The organism is Rhodoblastus acidophilus, assembly GCF_009720655.1.
Taxonomy (GTDB): Bacteria; Pseudomonadota; Alphaproteobacteria; order Rhizobiales; family Beijerinckiaceae; genus Rhodoblastus; species Rhodoblastus acidophilus_A.
Genome location: NZ_WNKS01000018.1, coordinates 46,043 through 58,782, shown reverse-complemented (window position 1 = coordinate 58,782; position 12,740 = coordinate 46,043). Strand labels below are relative to the sequence as shown.

The following is a 12,740-nucleotide window of genomic DNA, read 5'->3' as shown; positions in this document are numbered from 1 at the left end:
ATCTTGCATGCCGACCGCGACCGCGAGAGAAGGCGCAGAAGCACGCCTTTTCGACAATCGACAGCACGGACTTATGGTCGTATTCGCATCCTGAACTGAAATCGTCCGCGCGTCTCCGCGCCAACACTGGAAATGCATATAAGGGAGCCCGCATGTCGTTTCTTGAAACCTACCGCGCCCATGTCGCTGAGCGCGCGGCGCTCGGCATCCCGCCGCTGCCGCTGTCCGCGAAGCAGACGGAGGCGCTGATCGCACTGTTGCGCGATCCGCCCGCGGGCGAGGAGGCGTTTCTCGTCGAACTGCTGACCCATCGTGTGCCCGCCGGCGTGGACGACGCCGCCCGCCTGAAAGCCGGTTTTTTAGATGCCGTCGCCACTGTCCACGAGAAGAATGCGCTGGTTTCGCGCGAACTCGCGACAAAACTTTTGGGAACCATGCTTGGCGGCTTTAATATCAAGCCGCTGATCGACCTGCTCGCCGACGCCGAAGTCGGCCCTGTCGCCGCCGAGGGTTTGAAGAAAACCCTGCTCATTTTCGACTATTTCCATGATGTGCAGGCGCTCGCCGAAAAAGGCTGCGCCAACGCCAAGGCCGTCTTGAAGTCCTGGGCCGAGGCCGAATGGTTTACGTCCCGTCCCGAGGTTCCGGCCTTGCTCACGCTCACCGTGTTCAAGGTTTCGGGCGAGACCAACACCGACGACCTGTCGCCCGCCCCCGACGCCTCCACCCGCCCCGACATTCCGCTGCATGCGCTGGCCATGCTGAAGAACCCGCGTGCGGGCATCGAGCCGGATGAGCCCGGCGCGCGCGGCCCGACCAAGCAGTTGGAAAAACTGATCGCTGGGGGTCATCCCGTCGCCTATGTCGGCGACGTCGTCGGCACCGGCTCCTCGCGCAAATCCGCCACCAATTCGGTGCTGTGGTTTACCGGCGCGGACATCCCCTATGTGCCGAACAAGCGTTTCGGCGGCGTCTGCCTGGGTTCGAAAATCGCGCCGATCTTCTACAACACCATGGAAGACGCCGGCGCGCTGCCGATCGAACTCGACGTCTCCGCCATGGAGACCGGCGATGTCATCGAACTGCGCCCCTATGACGGCAAGGCGCTGAAAAACGGCGCTGTCATCGCCGAATTCAAGGTGAAGTCGGACGTGATCTTTGACGAGGTGCGCGCCGGCGGCCGCATTCCGCTGATCATCGGCCGCGGCCTGACCGCGCGCGCCCGCGAGGCTTTGGGCTTGCCGGCCTCCACCCTGTTCCGCCTGCCGGGCGTGCCCAAGGATTCAGGAAAAGGTTTTACGCTCGCGCAAAAGATGGTGGGACGGGCTTGCGGCCTGCCCGAGGGAAAAGGCATTCGCCCCGGGACCTATTGCGAGCCGAAGATGACCACGGTGGGCTCGCAGGATACGACCGGTCCGATGACCCGCGACGAGCTCAAGGATTTGGCTTGCCTCGGTTTTTCGGCCGATCTGGTCATGCAGTCGTTCTGCCACACCGCCGCCTATCCCAAACTGGTGGACGTGCAGACCCATCGCGAACTGCCAACCTTCATCAGCAATCGCGGCGGCGTGGCGCTGCGTCCCGGCGACGGCGTGATCCACTCCTGGCTCAACCGCCTGCTGCTGCCCGACACCGTCGGAACCGGCGGCGATTCGCACACCCGCTTCCCCATCGGCATTTCGTTCCCGGCTGGCTCCGGCCTCGTCGCCTTCGCGGCGGCGACCGGGGTCATGCCGCTGGACATGCCCGAATCCGTGCTGGTGCGGTTCAAGGGCGAGATGCAGCCAGGCATCACCCTGCGCGATCTCGTCAACGCCATTCCCTATGTCGCGATCAAGGACGGTTCGCTCACGGTCGAGAAGAAGGGCAAGAAGAACGTTTTTAACGGCCGCATTCTCGAAATCGAGGGTCTGCCCGACCTCAAGGTGGAGCAGGCGTTCGAGCTGTCCGATGCTTCCGCCGAGCGTTCGGCGGCGGCCTGCACGGTGCGGCTCAACAAGGAGCCGATCATCGAATATCTCCGCTCGAACATCACGCTGATGAAGTGGATGATCGCGCAAGGCTATCAGGACAAGCGCTCGCTGGAGCGTCGTATCGCCGCGCAGGAGGCCTGGATCGCCAATCCGGCGCTGCTGCAGCCCGATTCCGACGCCGAATACGCCGCCGTGTTCGAGATCGACCTCAACGCGATCAAGGAGCCGCTGCTCGCCTGCCCGAACGACCCGGACGACATCAAGCCGCTTTCCGAGGTCGCCGGCGACAAGATCGATGAGGTTTTCATCGGCTCGTGCATGACCAACATCGGCCATTTCCGCGCCGCCGGCAAAATTTTGTCCGGCAAGACGGACATTCCCACCCGCCTGTGGATCGCGCCGCCGACCAAGATGGACGCGCATATCCTCACCGAGGAAGGCTATTACGCCACGCTTGGGAAATCGGGCGCGCGCATGGAAATGCCGGGTTGTTCGCTGTGCATGGGCAACCAGGCGCAGATTCGCAAGGGATCGACGGCTTTGTCGACCTCGACTCGCAACTTCCCGAACCGCCTCGGTCTCGACACCCGTGTCTACCTGTCCTCCGCGGAACTGGCGGCGGTTGGCGCGCTGCTCGGCAAAATCCCGACTTTTGCCGAATACATGGACGCGCTCGCCGGCCTCAAGGGCAAGGAAGGCGAGGTCTATCGCTACATGAATTTCGATCGGATTCCCGAATTCGTCGAAGGCGCCGACGCGAACGCCTGAGCTTTTCTCGGCTGAAGATTGAAGACGCCGCGGATTTCGATCCGCGGCGTTTTTGTTATCATTGGCCTGCGCGCGAGAACTTGATAGGAGAAACGTCCCGTCGGTGTCCGCGCACGAAAAAGGCGCGGGAGAATCGGGAACGCGGTGAAAGGCCGCGACGCGCCCAGCGCTGTGAAGAGGACTGACGAAGCACATGCCACTGGTCAGGCCGGGAAGGCGTTTCGTCGGGATGAGCCCAAGTCAGAAGACCGGCCGACGGGAATGGTTTTGCGCGCATGGACAGCGCGGAAGACGCCATCAAGGGGACTATAGATGGATCAAAAAGTGCCTGCCCTGCCGCTGCCGGACGCCGAACGCGCCGGGGTCTACCGCGCCATCATGACCCGGCGCGACACGCGCGGCGAGTTTTTGCCGGACCCCGTTTCCGATGAAACCCTTGCCCGACTGCTGCTCGCCGCGCATCACGCGCCTTCGGTCGGCTTCATGCAGCCCTGGAGTTTTGTCGTCATCCGCGACCGCGCGGTCAAACAGCGGGTGCATGACGCCTTTCTCAAGGCCCATGCCGAGGCCGCCCTGATGTTCCCCGAGGAGAAACGCGACACCTATCGGTCGTTAAAACTCGAAGGGATCATGGAGGCGCCGATCAACATTTGCATCACCTGCGACCGCGACCGCGCGGGCCCGGTGGTGATCGGGCGCACGCACATCCCCGCCATGGACCTGTTCAGCTCGGTTTGCGCGGTCCAAAATCTTTGGCTCGCGGCGCGCGCGGAAGGGCTGGGCGTCGGCTGGGTGAGCATTTTCGACAATGAGGTGGTGCAGCACGCCCTCGAAATCCCTGAGCGCATTGTCCCCGTCGCCTATCTCTGCGTCGGCAAAGTGAAATTTTATCACCCCCGCCCGGAGCTGGAAGCCGCGGGCTGGCGCCCGCGCCTGCCGCTGAATGAGCTGGTCCATTTCGACCATTGGGGCAGGCAAGACGCCGACCCCGATTTGCTGGAGCGTCTGCGCGAGGTCGAGGGACGCGCGGCTGGCGGCGGGGACATCGTCTAGAGCATGATCCCGAAAAGTGGAAACCGGTTTTCGGAAAAGATCATGCTTAAACAAGAACTTTAGAGCGTGATGCGTTTCCGTGGAAACGCATCACGCTCTAAGGCTGCAAACGCGTGGACCGCCCTCGTGGTTCGAGACGGAGGCTCCGCCTGCTCCTCACCATGAGGGCTAATGAAATAAATAGGGAATACCCTCATGGTGAGGAGGCCCCGAAGAGGCCGTCTCGAACCATCGCCATCAGAACGAACTGAATGCGGTCGGAAGGCTCCCGACCGCATCTGTTGTTATTGTTTCGCGCCGCGATCGTAGTTGAGCACCGGCGCCAGCCAATGCTCCACATCGGCAACGTTCATGCCTTTGCGCTTCGCATAATCTTCGACCTGGTCGCGCTCGACCTTGGCGACGCCGAAATAATGCGCCTGCGGATGCGACAGATAGAGGCCGCACACCGACGAACTCGGAGTCATCGCAAAATTCTCCGTGAGCGTCACCCCAAGGTTTTTGGTCGCGCCGAGCAGGTCAAAAATCGTCTGCTTTTCCGTATGGTCGGGCTGGGCCGGGTAGCCCGGCGCCGGGCGGATGCCCTGATATTTATCGTGGATGAGATCGTCGAGGCTGACACTTTCATCGGGCGCGTAACCCCAGAATTCTTTTCGCACGCGCGCGTGGAGATATTCCGCCGCCGCTTCGGCGACGCGATCGGCGATGGCCTTCACCAGAATGGAATCGTAGTCATCGTTCTTCTGCGCGAATTTCTCCGCGATGCGTTTCTCTTCCGGACCGGCGGTGACGGCGAAGGCGCCGACATAGTCCGGTTTGCTTCCCTCCGGCGCGACGAAATCGGCCAAGGCGAAGTTCGGCTTGCCGTCGGGACGCGCGAGTTGCTGGCGCAAAGTGTAGAAAGTTGCGAGGCGTTCGCTCCGCGACTCGCCGGTGTAAAGCGCGATGTCGTCTCCAACCGAGTTCGCCGGCCAGAAGCCCAGGACGGCTTTGGGCGTGAACCAATGCTCGTCGACAATGTGCTTCAGCATTTTTTGCGCGTCGGCGAACAGCGCGCGCGCCGCCTCGCCCTGCTTCTCGTCTTCGAGGATTTTCGGGTAGCGCCCCTTCATCTCCCAGCTATGGAAGAAGGGCGTCCAGTCGATGTAGGGCAGCAGCGCCTTCATGTCGATCAGCGACAGGACGCGTGTGCCCATGAACGTCGGCTTCGGCGGCGCGTAAGCGCTCCAGTCGATGCGCTCGATGTTGCCGCGCGCCTGAGCGAGCGTGACGCGCTTCTTGGCGCTTTCGGCCTTGGCGTGAACCTCGGCGACATGCGCGTATTCCACGCGAATTTTTTCCGCCTGCGCCGCGGCGCCCGAGCCGAGCAGGCCCTGCACCACGCCAACCGCACGGCTGGCGTCATTGACGTGCACCGCCACATTCGCGGAATAGTTCGGCGCAATCTTGACAGCGGTGTGGACGCGTGAGGTCGTAGCGCCGCCGATCAGCAGCGGGATATCAAAACCCTCGCGCTGCATTTCGGAAGCCACAAAACTCATCTCGTCGAGCGAGGGCGTGATCAGGCCGGACAGGCCGATGGCGTCGACATGGTGCCTTTTCGCTTCTTCGAGAATCTTCGCGGCCGGAATCATCACGCCGATGTCGATGATCTCGTAATTGTTGCAGGCCAGCACCACGCCAACGATGTTCTTGCCGATGTCGTGCACGTCGCCCTTGACCGTCGCCAGCAGGATTTTGCCGGCGCTCTGGCGCCCGCCCTCCTTGCCGGATTCGATGTAAGGCAGCAGATAGGCCACCGCCGCCTTCATCACGCGCGCGGACTTCACCACCTGCGGCAGAAACATTTTTCCCGCGCCGAACAGATCGCCGACCGTGTTCATGCCGGCCATCAGCGGCCCCTCGATCACATCGAGCGCGCGCGAAGATTTTTGCCGGGCTTCCTCGACATCGGCGTCGATATATTCGGTGATGCCGTTGATCAGCGCATATTCAAGACGGGCCTCGACCGGCTCCTCGCGCCAGGCCGCGTCCTTCTCAGCGCGCTCGGTGGTCTTGCCACGATATTTTTCCGCCAGCGTCAGCAGGCGTTCGGTGGAGTCCTTCCGACGATTCAACACCACGTCTTCGCAGGCTTCGCGCAACTCCGGATCGATTTTTTCGTAGACGCCAAGCTGTCCCGCGTTGACGATGCCCATGTCCATGCCGGCCTGGATCGCGTGATAGAGGAACACGCTGTGCATGGCCTCGCGCACCGGCTCGTTGCCCCGGAACGAGAACGACAGATTGGATACGCCGCCGGACACATGGGCGAGCGGCATCTGTTTGCGAATTTCGCGCGTGGCCTCGATGAAATCGACGCCGTAATTGTCGTGTTCCTCGATGCCCGTCGCCACCGCGAAAACGTTGGGATCGAAAATGATGTCCTCGGCCGGAAAGCCCACCTTCTCCGTGAGGATTTTATACGCGCGCGAACAAATTTCGATCTTTCGCGCCTGGGTGTCGGCCTGGCCCTGCTCGTCGAACGCCATCACCACGGCGGCGGCGCCGTGGCGGCGGACGATCTTCGCCTGTTCAATGAACTTTTGCTCGCCTTCCTTCAGCGAGATCGAGTTCACCACCGGCTTGCCCTGGATGCATTTCAAGCCGGCCTCGATTACCTCGAATTTGGACGAATCCACCATCACCGGCACGCGCGCGATGTCGGGCTCGGCGGCGACGAGGTTGAGGAATTCCACCATGACCTTCTGCGAATCCAGGAGGCCTTCGTCCATGTTGACGTCGATGATCTGGGCGCCGTTGGCGACCTGATCGCGCGCCACATCGAGGGCGGCGGCGTAGTCGCCGGCCTGAATCAGTTTGCGGAATTTCGCGGAGCCGGTGACGTTGGAGCGCTCGCCGACATTGACGAAGCGAATGTCGGGCGTGAGCGCGAACGGCTCCAGGCCCGACAGCCGCAACTGCGGCGCGATCTGCGGAATGTTTCGCGGCGCGACGCCCGAAACGCGTTTTGCAATCGCGGCGATATGATCGGGCGTGGTGCCGCAGCAGCCGCCGACGACATTCACCAGACCGCTTTCGGCGAACTCGCCGACGAGGTCCGCCATGGCCTCCGGGCTCTCGTCGTAAAGGCCGAATTCGTTGGGCAGGCCGGCGTTGGGATAGGCGCAGATGCGCGTGTCGGCGATGCGCGACAGCTCCGCGATATGGGCGCGCATTTCGCGCGCGCCGAGCGCGCAATTGAGGCCGATGGAAAACGGCTTGGAATGGCGCAGCGAGTTCCAGAACGCGCCCGTGGTCTGGCCCGACAGCGTGCGTCCCGACAAGTCGGTGATCGTGCCGGAGATCATCACCGGCAGCACGACCCCGGATTCCTCAAACGCCTCGTCGATGCCGAACAGCGCGGCTTTTGCATTCAGCGTATCGAAAATGGTTTCGACGAGAAGGATGTCGGCGCCGCCCTCGATCAGGCCGCTCGCGGCTTCCTTGTAGGCGATGCGCAGGTCGTCGAAGGTGACAGCGCGAAAGCCGGGATTGGAGACGTCTGGCGAAATCGAGGCGGTGCGGTTGGTCGGCCCGAGCGCGCCGGCGACAAAGCGTTTTCTGCCGTCCTTCTTCTCGGCCTCGATGGCCGCCTGCACGGCGAGGCGCGTCCCTTCGACGTTCAGTTCGCGCGCCAGCGCCTCCATGCCGTAATCGGCCTGGGCGATGGTGGTGCAGGAAAAGGTGTTGGTCTCGACAATGTCGGCGCCGGCGTCAAAATACTGCAGATGGATGGCGCGGATGGCGTCCGGCTGGGTGAGGGTCAAGAGGTCGTTGTTGCCGCGCAGATCCTTCGGCCAGTCCTTGAACCGCTGCCCACGAAAATCCTCTTCGGTAAACGTGTGGCGCTGGATCATCGTGCCCATGGCGCCGTCGAGCACGAGGATTCTTTCGCGCGCCGCGTCGTTGAGGGCCTCGAAGGACGTTTTGCCGCCGAAGCGATTTTGCGTTGTCATCGTATCATCCCGAACCATCGGCATTACGCCGTGAACTTGATATCGTCATTGCGAGCGACGCGAAGCAATCCAGAAATCCTGCGACTTCGAGAGCCCTGGATTGCTTCGTCGCTTCGCTCCTCGCAATGACGGCGTTGGATTAAGCGGCGCGCACGCCCAGCAGGTGACAAACCGCGAAGACCAGATCCGCGCGGTTCATCGTATAAAAATGGAACTGCTCCACGCCCCGGTCGAGCAAGTCAAAAACCTGTTCCGCCGCCACCGCCGCCGCGATCAGCCGGCGCGTCGCCGGATCGTCGTCGAGACCTTCGAAACGCTCCGCCAGCCAGTCGGGCACGCTCGCACCGGCCTTTTTGGCGAAATTGGCGGTCTGCTTGAAATTCTGAACCGCCGTCACCCCGGGCACGATGGGAATGTCGATGCCCGCCTTGCGCGCCTTTTCCAGAAAGCGGAAGTAGATGTCGTTGTCGAAGAAGAATTGCGTGATCGCACGCGTCGCCCCGGCGTCGATCTTGCGCTTGAGCACATCCAGATCCTGGTCGTAGCTGGCGCTCTCCGGATGTTTTTCGCAATAGGCGGACACCGTGATCTCGAAATCGTGCAGGCGCTTCAGCCCGGCGACCAGATCGGTGGAATGGGCGTAGCCTCCAGGCGTCGGCGTGTATTCGCCGCCGAGCCCGCCCTGCGGATCGCCGCGAAGAGCGACGATGTGGCGGACACCCGCCTCCCAATAGGCGCGCGCAACCTCATCCACTTCTTCGCGCGTGGCGCCGACGCAGGTGAGATGGGCGGCCGGCGCGATATTGGTCTCGCGCACAATGCGGGCGACCGTCGCGTGCGTGCGCTCGCGGGTGGAGCCGCCGGCGCCATAGGTCACCGACACGAATTTGGGTTTTAGGGGCGCGAGGCGGCCGATGGCCTCCCAAAGGTTGGCCTCCATGTCGTCGGTCTTCGGCGGAAAGAACTCGAACGAAACTTGGCAAGGCTTGTGCCGCTTGCGGCTGGGTCTGTTGGCATCCATGGGCGATCCTTAATTCTTCTTGGCCAGCCAAAGGGAAACGGTGAGTTTTTCCTCACCCGCCGCGCCGGCGGGGGCGAGATCGCGATGCGCGAGCGGGGTAAGGCCCGCGCCGACGAGATAATCCTCGACCTCGCGGCGGGAAAAGCCGAGGCGGCGGTGCTCGTGGCGTTCGCGCAGCAGTTCGCATTGGTGGGGGGCGAAATCCACCACGATCAGCCGGCCGCCCGGCGCCAGGGCGCGGGCCGCCTCGCGTAGGGCGCGCGCCGGCGTGTCGAGATAGTGCAGCACCTGATGAACCACGGCGAGATCGAAGCCGCCGCCCTCGACCGGCAGCGCGTAAATATCGCCCTGGCGCAATTGGACGTTTCTCAGGCCCGCCTGTTCGATCTGCGCGCGGGCCACGCCAAGCATGGCCGGCGACAGGTCAACCCCCACCGCCGTTTCGGCGCGAGGGGCGAGGAGTTCAAGTATTCGGCCGGCGCCGCAACCAATGTCGAGCAGGCGCGCAAAACCGGTTCCGGCGGCGTCAATAATCGCCGCCTCCACTTCGGCTTCCGGCGCATGCAGGCGGCGGGTTTCCTTCCAGACCGGCGCCTGCGTCGCAAAATAGTCTTGCGCGCGCGCCGCCCTGACGGCGCGCACCTCGTCGAGACGGGCGCGGTCCGCGATCAGGCGGGGATCGTTGCGATCGACGCCGGCCAACACGGTGCGCGCCAGCGCGGCCGGGCCCTTCGCCGCGAGATGAAAAAAGGCCCAGGCGCCTTCGCGATGGCGCTCGACCAGCCCGGCCTCCAGCAGCAGCTTCAAATGGCGCGACACGCGCGGCTGCGACTGGCCGAGAATCTGCACCAGTTCGGAAACGGCGAGCTCCGCTTCTCCCAGCAGCGCGCACAGGCGCAGCCGCGTCTCTTCGCCGATGGCGTCGAGTGTGGCGAGCGTCGCGCTCAAGGAGGCTCTGGACTGGATCATCGGACTCGCATGAAAGATATAAAGATATCCTTATACGTGGTGGAGAGCGATGTCCATCATGAATATCGCGCCGCCACGCGGCGACAAGTCCGCCCCTGCGCCGACGAGTCCGTTGACTTAGCCTGCCCGCTCGGTTTTTGTGCGCGACACGCCTGAAATAGAGACCGGTTCGCCAAGATGATGGAAAAGACGTTCAATCCCGCCGCAGTCGAAACCCGCATCGCGGCGGAATGGGAGCGCGTCGGCGCTTTTCGCGCCGGACGCCGTGAGCGCGCCGGCGCCAAGCCCTACACCATTGTCATTCCGCCGCCGAACGTCACCGGCTCCCTGCACATGGGCCATGCGCTCAACAACACCTTGCAGGACATTTTGTGCCGCTTCGAGCGCATGCGCGGCCGCGACGTGCTGTGGCAGCCGGGCACGGATCACGCCGGCATCGCCACGCAAATGGTGGTGGAGCGTCGCCTCGCCGCCGCCAAGGAGCCCGACCGCCGCACGCTGGGCCGCGAGAAATTTCTGGAAAAAGTTTGGGAGTGGAAGGCGGAATCGGGCGGCGCCATTGTCAACCAGTTGAAGCGTCTCGGCGCGTCCTGCGACTGGTCGCGCGAGCGGTTCACCATGGACCCGGGATCGTCGAAGGCGGTTTTGAAAGCCTTTGTCGAGCTTTACCGCGCCGGGTTGATTTACAAGGACAAGCGCCTTGTGAACTGGGACCCCAAGCTCTTGACCGCCGTCTCCGACATCGAGGTTGTCGCGCAGACGGTGAAGGGCCAGCTCTACCATTTCAAATATCCGCTCGCCGACGAGCAGGGCCGTCCCACCGACGATTATGTCGTGGTCGCGACCACCCGTCCCGAAACGCTGTTGGGCGACACGGCCGTAGCCGTGCATCCCGAGGATGAGCGCTACGCGCATCTGCACGGACGAAAAGTGGTGCTCCCGCTGGTCGGGCGCCTCATCCCCATCGTCGCCGACGAATATTCCGACCCGGAAAAAGGCTCGGGCGCGGTGAAAATCACGCCGGCACACGATTTCAACGATTTCGAGGTCGGCGCCCGCCACGAACTGCCGCTGATCAACATTCTGGATGCGGAAGCGCGCATTCTGGTGCGCGAGAACGAAGCCTTTTTGCAGGGCGTGATCGAGAACGACGATCTCACCGAGACGCTTGAAAGCCTGCACGGCCTGACGCGCGAGGAAGCGCGCAAAACCGTGCTGGCCGCCATGGAGGCGCGTGGCCTCGTCGCCACCATAGAGGCGCATGAGCATCAGGTGCCACACGGCGACCGTTCCGGCGTGGTGATCGAGCCCTGGCTCACCGACCAGTGGTATGTTGACGCCAAGGCGCTGGCCGTGGACGCGCTCGCCGCAGTTCGAAAAGGCGACACGGTTTTCGTGCCGAAGAACTGGGAAAAGACCTATTTCGACTGGCTCGAAAACATCCAGCCCTGGTGCATCTCGCGCCAGCTGTGGTGGGGCCACCAGATTCCCGCCTGGTACGCGCCTTGGGGCGCGGTCTATGTCGCCGAAACCGAGGAGGAGGCGCTGGCCGACGCGCTCGCCGATGCGGTGAAGCGCGGGGTCTATACCGACGCGCAGGCCGACGCTCTCGCCAACGATCCCGACGCCACCGCCGACCTGCTCACCCGCGACGGCGACGTGCTCGACACCTGGTTCTCATCTGGCCTGTGGCCGATGTCGACGCTCGGCTGGCCCGACGAACCCAACGACCTCTCCGCGCGCTATCCGACCGACGTGCTGGTCACCGGTTTCGACATCATCTTCTTCTGGGTGGCCCGGATGATGATGTTCGGCCTGCATTTTACAAAGCATGTGCCGTTCCGGACCGTCTATCTCCACGCGCTGGTGCGCGACGAGAAGGGCGCCAAAATGTCGAAGTCCAAGGGGAACGTCATCGATCCCTTGCAACTTATCGACAAATACGGCGCCGACGCCCTGCGCTTTACGCTGGCGGCCATGGCGGCGCAGGGGCGCGACATCAAGCTCGCGCCCACGCGGGTCGAGGGCTATCGCAATTTCGCAACAAAACTTTGGAACGCCGCGCGCTTCGCCGAGATGAACCAGTGTTTTGCGCGCGCGGGCTACGATCCGACCCGGGTGAAGGAGACGCTCAACGCTTGGATTCTCGGCGAGACCGCGCGCGCCGTGGCCGAGGTCGAGGCGGCGCTGGTCGCCTACAAATTCAACGACGCCGCGCAGGCCGCCTACCGCTTCGTCTGGAATATTTTGTGCGATTGGCACCTGGAGCTCGCCAAACCCTTGTTGCAAGGCGAGGACGGCCCGGCCAAGCAGGAAGCGCGTGAAACCATCGCCTTCGTGCTCGATCAGGCGGCGAAATTGCTGCATCCCTTCATGCCCTTCCTCACCGAAGAGCTTTGGGCGATCGCCGGCGAGCATTCTCCGCGCGAGAGCGTGCTGGCGCTGGCGCTCTGGCCCGACCTCAAGGGGCTGGAGAATGCGCCCGCCGAGGCCGAAGTCGGCTGGGTGGTCGATCTGATCTCGCAGGTGCGCTCGGTCCGTGCGGAAATGAACGTGCCCGCCGGCGCGCAGATTCCCCTGGTGCTGGTCGCCGCTTCCGAGGCCGACGAGGCCCACGCCCGCCGTTGGGAGGAAACGCTGAAACGGCTTGCCCGGCTTTCCGAAATCAGTTTTTCCACCGCGGCGCCGGCGCAGGCGGTTCAGGTCGTTTCGCGAGGAACCGTGCTGGCCCTGCCGCTGGAAGGGGTCATCGACTTCGCCGCCGAGCGCGCGCGTCTGGAAAAGGGCATCGCCGCCGAGCAGAAGGAGATCGGCAAGATCGACGCCAAGCTCGGCAACGCCGACTTTTTGCGCCGCGCGCCGGAAGAGGTGGTCGAGGAGAACAACGAGCGCCGCGCCGAAGCCGTGGCGCGCCTGGAGAAGATGCAGGCGGCGCTGAAACTGCTGGGCTGAGCCCTT

At 63.4% G+C, this 12,740-nt stretch carries 6 protein-coding genes and 1 riboswitch; of the genes, 3 read left to right on the top strand and 3 right to left on the bottom strand.

What is annotated here, in order from left to right; all coding sequences use genetic code 11:
• Positions 1-152 precede the first annotated feature (152 nt).
• Entirely contained in the window at positions 153-2,741 is a 2,589-nt protein-coding gene (gene acnB, locus GJ654_RS16375; RefSeq protein WP_155447255.1) for a bifunctional aconitate hydratase 2/2-methylisocitrate dehydratase, read from the top strand.
• A gap of 84 nt (positions 2,742-2,825) precedes the next feature.
• A riboswitch (cobalamin riboswitch) is annotated at positions 2,826-3,012 on the top strand.
• 41 nt (positions 3,013-3,053) lie between these two features.
• Positions 3,054-3,794: a 5,6-dimethylbenzimidazole synthase gene (gene bluB / locus GJ654_RS16370; RefSeq protein WP_155447254.1), complete on the top strand. Its 741-nt coding sequence runs from the start codon at positions 3,054-3,056 to the stop codon at positions 3,792-3,794.
• A gap of 284 nt (positions 3,795-4,078) precedes the next feature.
• On the opposite strand, the gene metH is transcribed toward bluB, so the two are convergent.
• From metH to GJ654_RS16355, 3 genes are all read right to left on the bottom strand, one after another.
• Positions 4,079-7,792, bottom strand: coding sequence for a methionine synthase (gene metH / locus GJ654_RS16365; protein WP_155447253.1), 3,714 nt, complete (start codon positions 7,790-7,792; stop codon positions 4,079-4,081).
• Between the two features lie 139 nt (positions 7,793-7,931).
• The gene (gene metF / locus GJ654_RS16360) at positions 7,932-8,813 is read right to left on the bottom strand and encodes a methylenetetrahydrofolate reductase [NAD(P)H] (protein ID WP_155447252.1); all 882 of its coding nucleotides are present in this window, start codon (positions 8,811-8,813) and stop codon (positions 7,932-7,934) included.
• 9 nt (positions 8,814-8,822) lie between these two features.
• Positions 8,823-9,782 carry an ArsR/SmtB family transcription factor gene (locus tag GJ654_RS16355; RefSeq protein WP_155447251.1) on the bottom strand — a complete coding sequence of 320 codons (960 nt, stop codon included), beginning with the start codon at positions 9,780-9,782 and terminating at the stop codon, positions 8,823-8,825.
• 177 nt (positions 9,783-9,959) lie between these two features.
• On the opposite strand from GJ654_RS16355, the gene GJ654_RS16350 reads away from it, so the two are divergent.
• Entirely contained in the window at positions 9,960-12,734 is a 2,775-nt protein-coding gene (locus tag GJ654_RS16350) for a valine--tRNA ligase (protein ID WP_155447250.1), read from the top strand.
• The last annotated feature ends 6 nt before the right edge of the window (positions 12,735-12,740 follow it).